We start from the raw sequence: 18,522 nt of genomic DNA, 5'->3' as shown, positions 1-18,522 counted from the left end.
GCAATGTGTTATAAAGCAAAGAGGTTGCCTTATAGACAACCTCTTTATATAAAATAAACCATTTCAGCTTTAATGTGCTGCAACAGGCGCTCCGCCAGGTTGTTTTACCTTCTTTTGCCAGAAGAAGAAAATAATGAACAACACAATTAATATTGCAGGGAAAGCAACCATTTTAGCAAGCGTAGCCTGACCCGCAATCAGCTCCAGTTGATCGCCTGTTAGGCCTGATGCCGCATGAACAGCTTTGTCTTTATCAATCCAGCTACCGATAATTGGCTGCCATATTGCAGTAGAAAACATACCTACGCCACCTATAATGGACATGCCCAGCGCACCGCTTAAAGGAACACGTTGTGCAACGGCGCCAACCATTGTAGGCCAGAAAAAACAAACGCCTATAGCAAAAAATATAGCAGCTACATACGCCATACCACCGGTAACCGTACTGAATAAATATATACCGATAGCGGCAAAAATAGCGCCCATCAATAATACACCTGTTTGTCCTAAAGCATGTGTAACAGGACCTCCAAAGAATCTTCCTACTGCCATTAAACCAGTTACCAAAGCAAGTATCAGCATCGGGCTTGCACCACTCTTACTCATGATCAATCCTACCCATTGCTGCGGGCCGAATTCTGAAATAGCGGTGAGCATCATACATACAAACAGGAAGATAAAAGTTGGCGTTGCCATTGCTTTCAGGTTCTCTGCAATTGAAGTTGATGTCTGCAATTTGGGTTTGGGGAAAGTTTTTCCAAAAAACAATATGGCATAAATGATAGTCGGAACCATGGTAACCCACATTTGGGCCTGCCAGCTCATACCATTGTCTGTCATAAATTTCGAAATAAGACTACCAATTACAATACCACCGGGAAACCACATGTGAAACCTGTTCAGCATCTTGCTCATTTTATCGCCGGAATACATATCCGCGATCATAGGATTACACGCAGCTTCAGTACAACCATTACCAAAGCCAATAAATAATGTAGAGACAAGCAAGATAGGATAACTGCTGGCAAAAATTGTGGTTAAGATACCAATGGTATGTGTTACAAAAGCAACCTGCATAATAATCTTAGGTCCGATTTTGTAATACAATAAACCACCAAGGATCATGGAAATAGGGAAACCCAGAAAAAACATCTGGTTAATAAATCCCAGTTGTGTTGCGGTAAGTCCGAAACTATCACCTACCTGTGACAGGATGCCTGCACGGATAGAAAAGGTAAAAGCAGTCGTGATGAGGGCAAAGCAGCTACCGTTAAACAGGGCCGACTTGTTAACGTTTTCGTTCATTAATATTAGTTTAGATGGTTAAAAGAATTGGTTCTTTATAAAACATTGTGGAAATATAATGAAAATATCCACGTATGATTTACGGAGAGTAAAAATTTTATTCCGGATACTACGGATTTGGGCTTTTTCGCTCCTTCCAAATATTTGCGGGCAGGACAGCACAGGATGAGTGTTTGAATGATTATATTTATTGAATAACCGTCAAAAGCATTCCCTTTGTCGTTCTCAACACCGTATTAAGCCGTATTTACCCCCTTTTAATCATTTTTATGATAACTAATTTTGCATTGCTGATATAGGTTATAAAACATCAGATCTTCTTAACTTAAACACACTGTTTTATGAAAAAGGTTTTAAAGATCATTGGCGTTATACTACTGCTTGTTATCGCCTTTATTTTAATTGCCGGTTTGTTCATATCAAAATCTTACCACTATGAAAAAACCATTACCATTAATGCTCCAAAAGATAAAGTATGGAGTTTGGTAAATAATTTTCACGGGCAGGATAAATGGAGCCCCTGGAAAGATGGTGACCCCAATATACAGATCAGCTATGAGGGCCAGGATGGCACCGAAGGAGCTATGTATAAATGGAAAGGCAATAAGGAAGTAGGCAGCGGGGAGCAAACCCTTACAAAATTAGAACCCATGTCGCGTGTAAATTCACATGTTCATTTTATAGAGCCATTTGATGGTGAAGCTGAAACCTTTATCACGCTTGATGATGCGGGCAACAACAGCACAAAAGTTACCTGGGGATTTGATACAAAATATACATATCCCATGAATACTATGCTGTTGTTTATGAATATGGATAAAATGATGGGCGATCAGTATACCAAAGGGTTGAACAGGTTGAAAAATTTAGCAGAAGCGGATTAGAGCCTGCTAAAAATGAGTTCACGCAAAGGGGCAAAGTAAGCAAAGAAGCAATCAATAAGCATTATTCTTTCGATTGCAAATTTTAAATGCGGGAATTGATATTCTGTTATCTTTGCAATCAATGTATCTTGAGTAAGATTTCCTGTTAAGCACTTTTGTCGCTCCACTTCTGCAAACAAAGTTTTCAATTATTCCATGCCTGTTTCCTGGTATCAAAACATTTCACCACTTAATATTGCTATCATGGTTGAAGTATTTAAAACAAATGTAAAACTGCGCAGTCAGGCCGATATGTTGCTGGAAGAAATTCATGCTTCTTTCAAAACCTATAAAGCCAATTTTGACCTGGCTGATTGTGATAAAATTTTACGCGTAATGAGCAGTGATGAACTGATAGAACCGGCGCAGTTGATCAGAATATTAAATAAGTATGGCTTTGAAGCTGAGGTATTGCCTGATGTGATCATGTATTCCGCCTCATGAAAAAATCAATAAAAAAGGCGCTTTGAAAGCGCCTTTTTTTAAACGGGTGGTTTATCATCAGGGATATATAATATTATTCCTGCTTTGATGCTACCGGGCGAACATTGGTTGTGCCGCCGCCATCAAGCGTAAGATTTACAGGTTTGTTTGTTTTCCAGTTGCCTCTTGTAAAATCAGGCACTTCTACTGAAGAAGATTTTTTTGCAACTGATGCTTCACTCAAAGGTGCTATTGAGCTCCATAACGCGCCATCATAAACATCCTGGTCAAGTGGTAGTCCGTTACGCAGGCAATCGATCAATCTCCAGTCCATCATAAAATCCATACCGCCATGCCCGCCTATTTGTTTTGCTATCTCACCCACTTTTTTGGCAATTGGTGGTGTATATTTCGTATACAAAGCTTCCATTTCTTCGGGTTTTATCCATTCGTGGCCAAATGCTATTCGTGCAGGCTCAGGATATTTAGCCGCAATACCTTTGGTGCCGCTTAATAAATGAATACGGGAGTATGGCCGTGGCGAAGTAACATCATGCTGCAGCATAATGGTTTTACCTTTATTTGTTTTAATGATAGTAGTATTAATATTTCCACGGTAAGGCTTACCAACAAATTCATTATAAAATGCTGCGTCTTCCTTAGCTTTTTGTTTCGCTGTTTCCCCCATCATAAAATCCGCGGAAGACATGGCAACAAGATGATCCATTTTATCGCCACGGTTAATATCAAGACATTGTGCTATCGGACCTAAACCGTGCGTAGGATACAAATTACCGTTACGTGAAGCATTTTCACGTAGCCGCCACATATCTGAGTAACCGCCTTTTTTAAAATTTGATTCAAGCAGGTCGTGGAGGTAAGCACCTTCAGCATGTATCAATTCACCAAACATTCCATTGCGTGCCATATTCAGTGTGAGCAGTTCAAAGAAATCATAGCAGCAGTTTTCAAGCATCATACAATGCTTTTTGGTCTTTTCTGATGTTTCTACCAATTGCCAGCATTCATCAATTGTAACAGCAATAGGCACTTCAGAAGCGGCATGCTTTCCGTGCTTCATGGCATATACTGCCATGGGCGTATGTAAGCTCCAGGGCGTACATATATAGATCAGATCAAGATCTTTGCTTTCACACATTGCTTTCCATCCATCCTCGCCGGTATACTCTTTTGCTTTGGGCAATCCTTTATCTGCAAGAATTTTTTGCCCAACGGCTAAACGCTCAGGCCTTTTATCGCACAAAGCTTTTATTTCAACACCATCAATAAATGATATCCGGTTAACAGCACCAGGACCTCTGTTGCCTAATCCTACAAAACCAATCCTTACTTTATCAATTTTAGGCGCGGCATAGCCACTCATATTAAAGCCTGCAGGCAGGTAATGATTATGGGTGGATGCTTCAGAGATAAGCGGGACATTTGATACAAGCGCACCTGTTCCCAATGTAATATTACGGATGAAACTTCTTCTACCCGGCATAGCAAATAATAGATTAAAAATGTGGAAAATGAATTATTTACTAATATCAGCATTTACAACCATACAACAAAAAGTAAATTACGCAATCGTTTGAATTGGTGGGGACGATGAGCTATCAGCAGTCAGCTATCGGGTTGAAGACAGAGGCTGCAACGTATAACTTGCAACCTGAAACCTGTAACTTGAAACCAGCAACCTGCGACCTCCATTCCTCTTTTGCACAAAAATTGCAGATCAATTAATTTAGCTGTATGAAATATAATCTTGAAGTAATAGCTTTCGATATACAGTCCGTAATAGCTGCCGGTAATTCCGGTGCAAACCGGATAGAATTATGTGATAACCCGGGAGAAGGCGGAACCACAGCTTCCTATGGCATGATAAAAACAGCAAGAGAAAAAACAAGCTTACAGCTCTACCCTATCATTCGTCCGCGTGGCGGAGATTTTTTATATAGCGATGAAGCATTTGAGATAATGAGAAGAGATATTTTGCTTTGCAAAGAATTACAATGCGATGGTGTGGTGATAGGTTTATTACAGGCAGATGGCAGCGTAGATAAAAACAGAACTGCACGATTGGTTGAAGCGGCTTATCCCCTCGGCGTAACTTTTCACCGTGCTTTTGATCGTGTTGCCAACCCATTTGAAGCACTTGAAGATGTGATAGATTGCGGCTGTGAACGTATTTTAACCAGCGGGTTAAAACCTACCGCACCCGAAGGTGCTGATACAATAGCCGAACTTGTGCGGCAAAGCAACGACAGGATCAGTATTATGCCTGGCTCAGGTGTACGGGCTGACAATATTTTTAATCTTGCCAAACAAACACAGGCTTTTGAATTTCATTCTTCAGCCAGGATAAGTATTCCTTCTGCAATGGAATATATTAATACAGGTATGAACGAATTGCTTGAATCAACAGGATTAAATGTGGATGAAGTAAAAAAAATGGTGCAGGAATTGGAAAAACTTAATGAAGCATTGTAGACTTTTCGCCACAGCACGAATACAATATTGCTTAATATCCCAATCCCTGTAAACTAATATATCCGGAAGGCCCGTTTGCCACTTACCTTGTATCCCTTGCTGCTAAACCCGGCATGAAATTGTGCCTGGTATATCCATCATTCTAAAATTATGGATTTACGATCAGCTTATCCTTACTGGATGTTACGCAATGGCATTATTAATACCTACCCCTCACTTACCGAAAATATTACCACGGAAGTTACGGTAATAGGCGGTGGCATTACAGGCGCGCTTGTTGCCTGGCATTTATGCAATGCTGGTTTAGCAACCGTTGTTGTTGATAAACGTCATATCGGTATGGGCAGCACCGCGGCGAGCACTGCTATGCTGCAATATGAAATTGATATTCCGTTATATAAACTAATAAAGCTTGTGGGTGAACGAACTGCCATCGAAAGCTATAAAGCAAGTTATCAATCCATACCGGATATTAAAGCCATTGCATCAAAGCTGAATGCCGACCTCGATTTTAAAATGAGACCGAGCCTCCAGTTTGCATCTTTTAAAAAAGATATACCTGGTATGCAAAAAGAAATCGCCCTGCGTAAAAAAATCGGTATTAAAACAGAATGGCTTGATGAGAAGATGCTGTATAAAACTTTCGGCATTGAAAAAAGTGGCGCTATATTTTCCAATCGTGCGGCCCAGGTTGATCCGTATGTGCTTACGCACGCTTTACTGGAACAAAGCATCCGCAAGGGCGCAAATATATACGATCATACAGAAATAGAAAAGATCATTTACACCCCACGGGGCGTTACATTACACACAACTGAAAAAAGAGTGATAAGAAGCCGCTATATTGTAATTGCCTGCGGTTATGAATCGCAAAAATATATTCCGCGTAAAGTACAGGAATTAAAAAGCACTTATGCCACAATAAGCGAGCCCTTGAACAGGCATGATCTCTGGTACAAAAACGCACTGATATGGGAGACTGCTACTCCTTATATCTATTGCCGGGTAACCAGCGACAACCGTGTAATACTTGGCGGTAAAGATGATAACAAACAACCCGCTGCAAGAGACAAAGCCCTGTCTTTAAAAACACGTTTGCTTACGCAAGAATTTCATAAACTTTTTCCCCATATTATTTTCAAACCCGATTTTAAATGGGCTGGCTATTTCGCTTCTACCAAAGACGGTTTGCCATACATAGGTATGATACCTCAACGGCCCCGTACTTATTTTGCTTTAGGTTTTGGTGGCAATGGCATTACATTCAGCGTAATTGCCGCTCAAATAATCCGTGATATGCTTACCGGGAAAAAGAATGATCATGAAAAGCTTTTTTCATTTAACCGCTAACCAAAAAAATATTTTTTATTGGTCGATTTTTGATGGTTTCTTATTTTTGCAATACTAATCTCTCTACCTGTTTTTAAGATCAATATCCTCTATTTGATTTTGATTGGAGGTAACATGAAAAAGGAGAAACTTTTATATAATAAGGAAAGACAGGATCATTTCTTTGCTCTTTTACGCTCGGAAGCAAACGACATTGTAGCAAAGACTTCTTCTAAGCACAGAAACGAGATAGTGTTCAAAGCATTTTTATTTCCGGCTTTGTATTTTAGCTGCTGGATAGTTGCTATGTTATACGGTGCTGAAACTTCTGCCATATTGTTTACAGGTTACTTCGCTATGGGCTTGCTGGTTGTAGTAAACTATCTTAATGTTGTGCACGATGCTGTGCACAATACCATTTTTAAAAGCCGACGCCTGAATGAATTATATGTTTACCTGTTTGATATTATGGGCGCCAATAGTTTTATCTGGAAAACCCGTCATGTATTATTTCACCACAATTACCCCAATGTAAATGGTTGGGATACGGATATAGACCAGAGCGCACTGGTAAAAATTGTTCCCCGGGCGCCTGCATCAAAGCTGCATAAATATCAGCATATTTACCTGCCGTTCATCTATCCTTTATTTTTATTTAACTGGCTGCTCATAAGAGATTTTAAAGACTTTTTCAGCAGGCAACGCATCGTGCATAAAAAAATTAATATTCCGTTTATTGAATACGTGAAGCTGTTCTTATTTAAGGGCTTATTTTTTACCTATATGATCGTACTTCCCGTGTTTGTTTTTCATATTGCATGGAAAAAAGTATTACTGGCTTTTGTGCTTATGATATTTACTGCAAGTATCGCCGCGCTTACCGTATTGCTGCCGCCTCATGCCAATACAGGTTCAGAATTTCCCGAGCCTGATGAAAACAGGAGACTGCCTTATGACTGGTTTATACATATGCTTAAAACCACCAACGATGTAAATGGTGAAAACTGGTTTACCCGCTTTGTATTAGGTAATTTCAACTATCATATTGTTCATCATCTGTTTCCCAATATTCATCATACCTATTACCCCCGGATAACGGAAAAGCTTAAACGGATTTCAATAGAAAACAACCTGCCCTACAGGAGCTATTCCATAGGAACATCTTTAAGGATGCATTATCAACTGCTCAAAAACAACAGCAGTGATTTTAATATTTGGGAAGAAGACATGTAGATACAGCAGTCAGCCGTCAGCTATCAGCCATCAGCCATCAGTTGACGGCTGATAGCTCCACCCTTTTCGTATCTTGCACCTGCTCAAACAATGAACATGTCTGTAAAAAAAACCAATATTGATATTGGCGTGGTAGGTTTAGGATTGATGGGGTGCAGCATTACTACCTGCCTGCTGATTGCCGGGCATAAAGTAATAGCGGTAGCGCCAATATCCGCAGATCTGCTGCTCGCAAAAAAACGCATCACCGCCCATCTTAAAAGGTCATTCAAGGAAAAGCTGGTTAAAAAACAACCCGGCCATTACCTTAAAAGCTTAATCATCACCGAGAATTATAACGACCTCAAAAATTGCAGGCTGGTAATTGAATGTACTATTGAAAACATGGAGATCAAAAAATCGGTGTATAAAAAAATTGAAGATGTTATTGCACCAACGGCGTTAATGGCAAGCAATACTTCGGCTATCCCTATCAGTTTGCTGCAGGAACAAACCTCACGCCCGGAAAGATTTTTTGGGCTGCATTGGGCAGAGCCATCGCATACCACCCGTTTTCTGGAAATTATATGCGGCAATAAAAGCGATATTAAAAAAGGAGAATATTTATATAAGCTATCACACAACTGGGGCAAAGAGCCAACGCTTGTTCGCAAAGATATACGCGGCTTTATCACCAACAGGGTTATGTATGCAGCTTACCGCGAAGCCATATCGCTTGTAGAAAACGGCTATGCCACTGTTGAAGATGTTGACCGAGCCTGCAGAAATAACGCCGGCTACTGGATGACGCTGGTTGGCGTGTTCCGCTGGATGGATCTTACCGGTGTACCTGCATACCATACCGTAATGAAAGATCTTTTCCCCACATTAAATAATGGTACAGAGGTTCCAAAACTGATTGACGACATCGTTAAGAAAGGTGGCAAAGGCGTTGCCAATGCGCATGGATTTCATAAGTATACCACTGAAGAAGCTAAACTATGGGAAGAAACCTTTACGGATTTTAGTTACGATATAAGAGCGCTTGCGCTTAAATACCCTGAAAACATTGTAAAGAAAAAATTAGCAGCACGAAAAAAATCATGCACAACAAAGAAAGCCTAATAATATGTTGATCATTGACGCGCATCTCGACCTTTCAATGAATGCCCTTGAATGGAACAGGGATCTTAAAAGAACAGCGGCAGATATAAGAGCAAGAGAAAAAAACCTTACCGATAAACCAGATCGTGGCAAAGGAACAGTATCATTACCTGAACTGAGAAAAGGTAAAATAGGACTTGTGGTTGCCACGCAGATAGCAAGGTTTGTGGCCGAAGACAGTACATTGCCCGGCTGGCATTCACCCGAACAGGCCTGGGCGCAAACACAAGGGCAACTCGCATGGTATAAGGCAATGGAAACAGAGGGAGAAATGATACAGATAAGGAATATTGATCAATTAGAGCATCACATTCAGCTCTGGAATAACAACACTTTACCTGATGAAAATAAGCCTGTTGGTTTTATCCTCAGTCTTGAAGGCGCTGATTCCCTCGTACACCTCTCTTATCTTGAAAAAGCCTGGGAAAATGGTTTGCGTGCGCTAGGTCCTGCGCATTACGGACCAGGAAGATATTCTCCCGGCACCGGTATGGAAGGCCCGCTGACACATGCCGGTATTGATTTACTGAAGAAAATGGAAGAACTGAATATCATTCTTGATATTACGCATCTTACTGACGAAGCATTCACACAGGCTGTTGATGTATTCAAAGGACATATATGGGCAAGCCATCATAATTGCAGAGCCCTGGTTCCGCATCAACGGCAACTTACTGATGAACAGATAAAAATACTGATTGAAAGAGATGCCGTAATTGGCGGCGTGCTCGACACATGGATGCTGATGCCGGGCTGGATACGCGGCAAACATAATCCCAAAGAAGAAAATATTACCCTTGATACATTGATTGATCATTACGATCATATCTGCCAGATGGCAGGCAACAGCAATCATATTGCTATTGGCAGCGATCTCGATGGCATGTTTGGGCTTGAACAGTCGCCTTGTGATATTGATACCATTGCTGACCTGCAGCAACTGAAAGGCTTACTTACAAAACGCGGCTATGCTCAAAGTGATATTGAAAATATTTTTCATAGCAACTGGCTGAGGTTTTTGCGAAAGGCATGGAAGAAGTGATATTGTGAACAAATTATTATATTGAAGATATATGCATTATTTTTTTCTATATGCTATAATGAATTCATCATACCAATCTAAATACTCTTTAATTTTATCTCTTGATAAAGAGATTGTACTATTATTAGCTTTATCATTCCATTGACTTATAAAATGCTTCTCTAACTCCTGAAAAAAGAAATGTTGTTTGCCTGCTACTTTCATTATTGTACCCATAGATGATACCCTTTCTCTAAGATACGTTCCAACAAGACACTCATCGCCAATACATATGTAATGAACGCCTATAAAACTATTATAAAACTTTACTTCAAATTTGTTCAAATTAGGATGGGACTCCAATTTCTCAAAAATATTATCGATATATCTAAGATTCCCGATTATATTGTCAACCATTGTTCGTACGGTGGCACCATTACCCAACGCTCGCGCTCTGTTCTCAAGTGCATTTAAGCTTTTAGGGTCCCAAAGCATAATCTTAACTTCACAATTCCTGTTTATTATTGACTCAACAATGGCCGATTCTATTCTATTAAAATTTTCCATCCAAATATCTATTATCTTAATTTCTGTTTTATGAACATTCTCAATATCTAGTTTCAATTTATCAATCCTAAGATCAGGATATATATCTATAAGCCCCGATTCCCTCATATTCGTATATCTGCTTGGCATCAAACTTTTTATTGTTTGGGTCATATTCCCGATAAAATTATTCCGCAAAAAAATTTCATACATTAATGCTACCAGGCCTATCGGGAATAATGCTATACCGATGTCTCTAAGAAAAAGTCGCCAAAAATTTTCCTCATGCCTTTCATTAAACTGAGGAATATTATACGACATTGCTATTAGTAGCCAGCCGAGAAAGCATATCATAATAAAGGCAAAAAAATGATTTAAAGTGACACGTAATAAAATACTAAGCACTCTGCTTCTTACAGATCTCGTATCTCTTATTATGATCTCGGTACTTTTACTGCTTGCCATCGTTATTAATTAATTATAATTACAAATTATTAATCTATTAGAAAAGTTCATAAAAAAGGTAAGAAATAAGAATACGGGATATTAAAGAAAGTATTTAACCATAGGTCTGTAGTGTCAACTCCGATCGTATCGAATATAACTATTTTAAACAATTAATCAAAATAGTCAAATCTGAGTTTAATTTATTTATCCGGCCATTACCCGCCGGTAACATTGCTCCGTTATGTACGCCGCGTGAAAATGAATCTTACTGGGCTATTATCTTACCTGTAATAATATACGGCTTATCATTGCCACCAGCCATACGCTGCAGGCTGTTTTGATGATACACTGAAACCTGGTCGCCTTCAAAACGGCAGTATATATAGTCTGTATGCGGGCTTTCAATATAACGTATACTAAGCACCAGTGTATTTTGATCCTGCCAGGTATATGCACCTGCTACTTTAAAAGAAGTAAAAACTGCAAGCCTGTTTTGCGCAACCGCGGTTAATGAAGGCATAGACAGAAGAAAAGCTGTTTCTCCTGTTATCCATTTTCCGTTACCACATATAAATGAGTATGCTTTGCCACCGGAAGTTACCGTATAAGTGCAGCTATTATTCTTAAAGAGAAAAGATATTTTATCAGCCTGCTTTGTGGAATCATTCATCTCAAAAGTCTTACCAGATATCCTGGAAACAACTGGAGCATCAGCAGATACAGCAGGCGCTGCTATAGAAAGCGTCGCCAGCTTTTTGCTGAGATCAATACTGCTCTTCTCTCCCACTTCCGACATACCGGGCAATAAATATTCCCAGACCATATCCAGTATACTCTGCATATTAGCTGTTTCACTTGTAATGGCTATCACCGCATCCTGGTCCGGCATTACAATAATATACTGTCCAAAAGCGCCATCCGCACGAAACGCATTATTTCTGCAACGCCAGAACTGGTAACAATAACCCTGTGCCCAATCACTTTTCACTTTAAGTGCTAAAGCCGTATCAGGCGCGTTTCTGATTTTAAATGTCGTGGCTTCTTCAATCCAGTCTCCAGATAAAATTTGTTTGCCGTTCCATTTTCCTTTTTGCAAATACAGTTGCCCGAATTTTGCCATATCCTCTGTTTTTAATCTCAGCCCCCAACCACCTGAATTAATGTGTTGCGGATTTTCTTCCCAGTCAATTCCTGTAATGCCTAATGGCTGAAATAATCTTGGTGTGAGATAGTCTAATATTTTTTCGCCTGTTGTTTTTTGCACAATAGCAGAAAGCATAAATGTAGCTGCGGAGTTGTAGAGAAATTTTGTACCCGGTGTATCTAATATTGGAGTATTTAAAAAAGCTTTTATCCAGTCAGGTTGTATCATAACCGATCTTGTAGGATCAGGGGTTTGCCCTGCCGACATGGTGATCATATCTTTTACCGTTAACGAGGCCAGCAAGCCTGTAACCGTATCAGGTTTTATCAGTTCCGGGAAAAAAGAAATTACTTTATCATTAAGTTTAAACTTACCCTCACTAACGGCAAAGCCTATTGCGGTAGATGTAAAACTTTTGCTTACTGAATACATGGTGTGCTTAAGCGCGGGTTTGTAGGGGTTCCACCAGCCTTCTGCTATAACCTTACCATGCCGCAAAAACATGAAGCTGTGAAACTCATTTTTGCTTTTCCCTGCCGCATCGATAAAATTATTTATTGCAGTTGATGAAACACCTTCTGCCTCAGGCTTGCTTCTCGGCAATGAAGCAGCTGACGGTTGAGCATAAACGCTGATTTGAAAAACCAGCCAAACGGCAATAAATAAAGGAGTAAAATTTTTTCTGTATTGCATATATACTAAGATTGGAAGTGGAATTTAGTGCAAATTTGCCAAAACGGCTGGAAAGGTGGTTGCAGGTTTTAGGTATCAGCGGTCAGCAGATGAAACCTGCAACCAGAAACCTGTAACCCGTGACCTGCAACTGATCGAATATAAACCTTATAGGTTTTTCGTAACCTGAAACATGAAACTTGCAACCACAAACCTGAAACTTACAACCTGCAAACCTTAACTTGCAACCCGAAACTTCAAACCATAGCAACATGTCTTCAATCAATCATGCCTCAACCGAACAGGGAGATAATAATATCAGCGCACTCCGTAAAGCATATACCCAATCATTGGATGATAGTACACGGCACTGGATAAATGAAGACGCGAAATATTTCCTGCACCAGGCACTTTCAACGCCGGTAATGAATGTATTATCCAAAACATCAGGGGCATATATTTATGATCTCAGTGGCAATAAATACCTAGACCTGCATGGCAATGGTGTGCACAATGCAGGCTTTTCAAACCCCGAAGTTATAGCAGCGGTAATTCAACAGTTGCAAAATGAATTAGCGTTTACCCCCCGCCGTTATACCAATATACCGGCTGTGGAACTGGCAAAAAAGCTGGTAGAAATTACACCTGCCGGACTTGACAGGGTATTGTTTTGCCCGGGCGGCTCAGAGGCAATTGAAATGGCAATAGCGCTTGCGAAACAGGTAACCGGCAGATGGAAAACCATTTCCTATTGGGATTCTTATCACGGCAATGGATTCCAGGCTTCTTCCGTAGGTGGCGAAGAACATTTTACCAACGGCCAGGGTCCAATGGTTCCCGGCGCATTTCATATTGAGTTTCCCAATTATTACAGGAACCCTTGGGGATTTACAGATACAAAAGCTATTGACGAAGAATATATACGGCAACTAACGAATATCCTTAAACGAAATCCTGATATAGCGGCAATTATCGCGGAACCCATATCAGCAACGCCGGTTGTGCCTTCTCCTTATTACTGGCAGCGTATTCGGGAGATTTGTGATGAATATGGCATATTGCTCATATTTGATGAGATCATAGAAGGTTTTGGCCGTACGGGCAAATGGTTTGCCAGCGGGCATTATATTACCCCGGATGTGCTGGTACTTGGGAAATCTTTAGGCGGCGGTATACTTCCGCTGGCGGGAATAGTTACCAAAGAGAAATACAATATTCTCCGGCACAGGTCTATCGGGCATTTCACGCACGAAAAAAATCCATTGAGCTGCACTGCAGGACTTGCAGCTATTAATTACATAGAAAAAAATAACCTGGTAGAAAATTCGGCGACTTTAGGTGACTACCTGATAGCTGAATTAAATAAACTCAAACAGCGTTTTCCCGTAATAGGAAACGTGGCGGGAAAAGGGCTGCATATAGGCGTTGACCTTGTTAAAGATAATACGGCAAAAGAACGCGCTGATGAAGAAGCCGAGAAAGTAATGTATCACTGTTTGAATAACGGCGTTGCATTTAAGGTGATTGAAGGCAATATCATTACGATGCGACCATCATTAGTGATTACAAAAGATGATTGTGATAAAATTATTTCGGCTTTGGCTGATGGACTAGTAAATTGCCAGGTATAAATTTATTTGCTTACTTCAGCACCACCGAATCCGCAACGCTCCCACAGGTAAGCATCTTACTTCCGAAATAAGGATTTTTAATTTCAGTAGTATTGCTGAGCCAGTCTGCTCCGGAATTATTAAATGCCATGGGACAATGGAGCATATATACTTTTTGTTTATCGTATCTAACTGTTCTTACCAGGTCAAACAAGCCGGTTGATATCATCTGGAATGACCTGCGTTTTTGTTCGATATCTGATTCGCCTAACAGTCCCCTGCTTTCATTGGTTATGCCTTCTGTATATGTTTTAGCAGTAGGAATAATAATATCGGCAGTGTCTGCACTTTTAAGTTCGTCCAGCTTCACTTCACTTACAGCGGTAATAAGGGAAGATGATGCAGCGTTTGCCTGTGTGGTATCACCTGCCACCAGCGCATCACGTAATGCATAATATGTAGTCAGCACTTTTTCAAAAGAGCTGTTAAATGCATCTGACAATACAGAAACCTTCTTTTCTTCAACAGGAGCATCAGTGGCTTTTTCATTAGATTTATTTCCTCCACAGGCAATAAACAAAACAACCGGAATAAAAAACAGGAGCTTTTTCATCAAGATTTTTTTGCAAACCTAAGGCAAAAAAAGGAAATGAAGTCTGCAGGTTTGCGTGATCCCGAACGAGCAATACGGGAGCTTTACTATCATCGTTCTTACGCGAGTGAGAGATCTGCCGGGCGTTGTACTAATGCTTAGCTTTCGTACTATAGCCCAACGGATTTACCTTCGGTGATAAAAGTTCTCTCCTGCCTCAAAATGTTTTAATTTAAACTTCATAATGGCAGGATTATAATGACATCATTATGGATTACAACAAATACTTTTTATAGAATAGCACACGGAATACACTGATGATACTGATAAACACCGATACATCCCGTGAATATCCGCTATATCCGTTTTATCCGTGCTCCATTCTGCGTATTGGGCATGCCCGAAGTTATTTTTAAATAACCCCTGATATATTTCCTGCCACGAATTTCGGTGTCTGCCCGGCGGGAATGGGTTTGTTACACAAAGAGCCACGAAGGATACACAAAGTTACACAGAGTGTTTTATTATTCTTTGTGGCTCTTTGTGTAGCCTTCGTGTACCTCTGTGAAATAACCAGTGAATATTGCAACTGGTAAGCCGGGAACTTGTAATTTACTATCAACACTTAGGCAATGTTTGTAATTGCTCATACTGCTGCCACATTGCGCTCTGCATGAGAAAACTTACAATTTTAACCTGTTGCATGGCAAAGCAATCACAATTCAATTCCAAACTCCATTTATTGCTTACCTAACTATCTTTTGAAGAATACACGTTACATCCTGTTACATTGTAGTTTCATCAACAAGATATAACACCGACTCATAGTTTTTACCTGTCGCCTCACTCATCGCCATTTCGCATGGTTTGGAAGAAGAGTAATAGCCACTGCAATCCCTTACTTCCTTTGCCTCCATTTTTGTTGCAGCCTGCGTAAGTTCCGGGAATAAAAATCCCCGGTCGCCGGCCATGCCGCAGCAACCCGCATAGTCAGGAACATGTACTGTATCTGCAAAATGAGCCGAGATTTTTTTAAACCGGTCCTCCATTTTCATTTTATATACAGAACAAACAGGATGTAAAACAATCGCTTTCTTTTTTTTGCTGACCGTCACATACGGTATGATATACTGTTCGATATACTCAATACTATCAATGATGGTAAGCTTATCAAACTTATGTTGCTGGGCTGCTGAAAGCGCCGGTCTGCATTGCAATAAAGTCAAGGTGCACGAAGTAACATCAAGCACAACAGGCAGTTTTCCTTCTTCGGCCGCTTCCCATAATGCATCAATGGTTTTATCAGCCATCAGCCTGAATGCCTCTTTATACCCTTTTGAAGAAAACATTTGTCCGCAGCAAAGTGAAGGAATATTGGCAGGCACTTTAATGCCTGTTCCCGCTTTTTCAGATATACTTAAAAAGGTTTTCATGGCATCAGCCTTCTTTTCCTTTGCTCCACCCATCATACGGGAAATGCAGGTAGGGAAATATACCACCGTACGTTGATGCTGTTGTTTTTCCAGGTCTTCCCAGTAGTTTTTCTGGGAAGGTGCAACAGATAGCTGATCAGACCACAACGGCAAAGCAGGCACAACTTTTTTAAATACACCTGTAAGATTCGACATTGCCGACGCACCAAAAAGCATATTGATAAATGAACCTGTATTTAACCCGAAACGCACAGTATTAATCACAACAGAAAAATTCTCAGCAACCCAAACCGCTTTTTTTGTATCGGAAGCAGAATGACTTTCCGCACGGAGCCGCTTGATAAGATCGCCTGTATTAATATCTACCGGGCAGGCCAATGAGCACATACCATCTACCGCGCAGGTTTCTATACCATCATATTCATATTGTTCATTCAATTGCTTAAGCTCATCATCTTTTCCTTCTGAATGCAGCAACTCCATTTCCCTCCTTACTACAATTCTTCGCCTGGGCGTAAGCGTTAGATCCCTGCTCGGGCAAACATGCTCACAATAACCACATTCAATGCATTTATCTACTTCTTCCTCTACAACAGGCAAAGGTTTCAGGTTCAGCAAATGCCCGTTTTTATTTTCGTTTATAATAACGCCAGGGTTCAACAAATTACGGGGATCAACCACTGCCTTCAAACCTTTCATTATTTCGTATGCCTCACTCCCCCACTCTGTTTCCACAAACGGCGCCATATTTCTGCCGGTGCCATGCTCTGCTTTGAGGGTGCCATCATATTTGTTAACCACAAGCACAACCATTTCTTCTATAAAACGCGCATAACGCTGCACTTCACTTTCCGCATTAAATGTTTGCGTTACCACAAAATGAATATTGCCATCTTTCGCGTGCCCGAAAATAATAGCATCATTATAATCATATTTTTTAAACAGTTGCTGCAGGTCTATAATAGCATCGCCGAGCTTATCTACCGGAAAAGCAACATCTTCAAGAATAACAGTTGTGCCTCTGGCACGAACAGCACCAACCGCTGGAAACATTCCCTTACGAAGCTTCCACAAAAAAGCCTGCTGTTTCCTGTCATTTGTAAATTGTGGTATATCCAGTAATGATAAGTTGTGCGCAATAGTCAGAAACGCATTTTTCTTTTCCTCCACTTCTTCCTGTGTATTGCCCTGGAATTCTATCAGCAAAGCTGCCGCGCCGGCAGGCAAAGTTTTAAGCGTATCAGGCACACCCGGTATATGTTCTATTGACCTTAGCGATGCCCTGTCCATCAATTCCACAGCTTCTGCATCAGTATTAATTAAAGGCACAATTGCCTGGCATGCCGCGTATATATCCGGAAAATATAATAAGCCCGTTGATTTGAACGGATAATCAGGAATCGTTTTTAATGTAGCCTCCGCTATAAAACCAAGCGTACCTTCCGCGCCAATGAGCAGGTGAGCAAAAATATCCAAAGGATGCTCATGATCAATAAAGGCATTTAAGCTGTAGCCCGTGGTATTTTTGGTAAGATATTTCTGCCTTATCCTGCTATATAATACCGGGCTTTCGAGTATGCGTTGCCGGTATGTAGCAATGGCATTGAATATATCCACACATTCTTTTTCAAAACGTTCATAATCCGGTTTAAGCGCTGTTGAAAAAATCTTTCCGTCCGGCAGGATAAACCGTATATGCTTTGTGGTGTGATATGAGTTGAGATGCACACCGCAACACATGCCGCTGGAATTATTGGAAAGTATGCCCCCCATCATCGCAGAATTGATGCTTGAAGGATCCGGGCCTATTTTTTTACGATAAGGTTTCAGCTTTGCATTTACCATGGCGCCGGTAATACCCGGTTGCACTTTTACTTCCGCGCCCTCATTTTCTATTGTAATTCCACGCCAGTGCTGGCTCAGATCAACCAGTATTCCATCGGTAATAGATTGCCCAGATAAACTCGTGCCCGCGGTGCGGAAAGTAAGCGGTATTGCATGCTGGTGGGAAAATGCAAAAAGCTGCTGAATTTCTTCTTCTGATACAGGCTGCACAACAGCCTGCGGACGCAAATAATAGAAACCCGCGTCTGAAGCATAAGCAATAAGATCAATAAGTCTTGCTTTAATCCTTTCTTTAGGAAGCACCTGTTCTAACAGTATACCCGTTGCTGTGTTTTGATACGTCATGGTGATAAGCAGAATAAC

The 18,522-nt window shown here is 40.6% G+C and carries 14 protein-coding genes; 8 read left to right on the top strand and 6 right to left on the bottom strand.

The features are described 5' to 3' along the window. Positions 1–69 precede the first annotated feature (69 nt). Complete coding sequence (locus tag DC498_RS19465; RefSeq protein ID WP_116875831.1) at positions 70–1,305, bottom strand: MFS transporter; 1,236 nt, start codon at positions 1,303–1,305, stop codon at positions 70–72. 341 nt (positions 1,306–1,646) lie between these two features. Between DC498_RS19465 and DC498_RS19460 the strand changes: the two genes are divergently transcribed. Beyond that, the gene (locus DC498_RS19460) at positions 1,647–2,189 is read left to right on the top strand and encodes an SRPBCC family protein (protein ID WP_116875830.1); all 543 of its coding nucleotides are present in this window, start codon (positions 1,647–1,649) and stop codon (positions 2,187–2,189) included. Positions 2,190–2,432: 243 nt separating this feature from the next. After that, positions 2,433–2,672, top strand: a complete 240-nt coding sequence (locus DC498_RS19450; protein WP_116875847.1) for a hypothetical protein — start codon at positions 2,433–2,435, stop codon at positions 2,670–2,672. Positions 2,673–2,745: 73 nt separating this feature from the next. On the opposite strand, the gene DC498_RS19445 is transcribed toward DC498_RS19450, so the two are convergent. Beyond that, the gene (locus tag DC498_RS19445; RefSeq protein WP_116875828.1) at positions 2,746–4,155 is read right to left on the bottom strand and encodes a Gfo/Idh/MocA family protein; all 1,410 of its coding nucleotides are present in this window, start codon (positions 4,153–4,155) and stop codon (positions 2,746–2,748) included. A 251-nt stretch (positions 4,156–4,406) separates the two neighbouring features. On the opposite strand from DC498_RS19445, the gene DC498_RS19440 reads away from it, so the two are divergent. From DC498_RS19440 to DC498_RS19420, 5 genes are all read left to right on the top strand, one after another. Continuing rightward, entirely contained in the window at positions 4,407–5,144 is a 738-nt protein-coding gene (locus DC498_RS19440; protein WP_116875827.1) for a copper homeostasis protein CutC, read from the top strand. Between the two features lie 150 nt (positions 5,145–5,294). After that, a complete protein-coding gene (locus DC498_RS19435; RefSeq protein ID WP_116875826.1) occupies positions 5,295–6,494 on the top strand; it encodes an NAD(P)/FAD-dependent oxidoreductase in 1,200 nt (399 codons plus the stop codon). Between the two features lie 114 nt (positions 6,495–6,608). Next, positions 6,609–7,706: a fatty acid desaturase family protein gene (locus DC498_RS19430; RefSeq protein ID WP_116875825.1), complete on the top strand. Its 1,098-nt coding sequence runs from the start codon at positions 6,609–6,611 to the stop codon at positions 7,704–7,706. Between the two features lie 96 nt (positions 7,707–7,802). Continuing rightward, positions 7,803–8,810, top strand: coding sequence for a 3-hydroxyacyl-CoA dehydrogenase family protein (locus DC498_RS19425; RefSeq protein ID WP_116875824.1), 1,008 nt, complete (start codon positions 7,803–7,805; stop codon positions 8,808–8,810). A 4-nt stretch (positions 8,811–8,814) separates the two neighbouring features. Then, positions 8,815–9,891 (top strand): dipeptidase, encoded by a 1,077-nt coding sequence (locus tag DC498_RS19420; RefSeq protein ID WP_116875823.1) that lies wholly within the window; start codon positions 8,815–8,817, stop codon positions 9,889–9,891. Between the two features lie 36 nt (positions 9,892–9,927). Here the strand turns inward: DC498_RS19420 and DC498_RS19415 are convergent, their stop codons facing one another. Together DC498_RS19415 and DC498_RS19410 are read right to left on the bottom strand one after the other, a co-directional pair. Next, complete coding sequence (locus DC498_RS19415; RefSeq protein WP_133176910.1) at positions 9,928–10,881, bottom strand: hypothetical protein; 954 nt, start codon at positions 10,879–10,881, stop codon at positions 9,928–9,930. Positions 10,882–11,128: 247 nt separating this feature from the next. Continuing rightward, positions 11,129–12,700, bottom strand: coding sequence for a serine hydrolase domain-containing protein (locus DC498_RS19410; RefSeq protein WP_116875821.1), 1,572 nt, complete (start codon positions 12,698–12,700; stop codon positions 11,129–11,131). 251 nt (positions 12,701–12,951) lie between these two features. Between DC498_RS19410 and pbfA the strand changes: the two genes are divergently transcribed. After that, positions 12,952–14,310: a (R)-1-hydroxy-2-aminoethylphosphonate ammonia-lyase gene (gene pbfA, locus DC498_RS19405; RefSeq protein ID WP_116875820.1), complete on the top strand. Its 1,359-nt coding sequence runs from the start codon at positions 12,952–12,954 to the stop codon at positions 14,308–14,310. 10 nt (positions 14,311–14,320) lie between these two features. Here pbfA and DC498_RS19400 read toward each other — a convergent pair whose 3' ends face one another. Together DC498_RS19400 and DC498_RS19395 are read right to left on the bottom strand one after the other, a co-directional pair. Next, on the bottom strand, positions 14,321–14,902 hold the full coding sequence (locus tag DC498_RS19400; RefSeq protein ID WP_116875819.1) for a DUF3347 domain-containing protein: 582 nt from the start codon (positions 14,900–14,902) through the stop codon (positions 14,321–14,323). A gap of 764 nt (positions 14,903–15,666) precedes the next feature. Then, positions 15,667–18,504: an FAD-binding and (Fe-S)-binding domain-containing protein gene (locus DC498_RS19395; RefSeq protein WP_116875818.1), complete on the bottom strand. Its 2,838-nt coding sequence runs from the start codon at positions 18,502–18,504 to the stop codon at positions 15,667–15,669. Between the last annotated feature and the right edge of the window lie 18 nt (positions 18,505–18,522).

The organism is Terrimonas sp. (assembly GCF_003075435.1).
GTDB lineage: Bacteria > Bacteroidota > Bacteroidia > Chitinophagales > Chitinophagaceae > Agriterribacter.
Note: the sequence above shows the minus strand (reverse complement) of the source record. Positions and strands in the feature narration are given on the sequence as shown.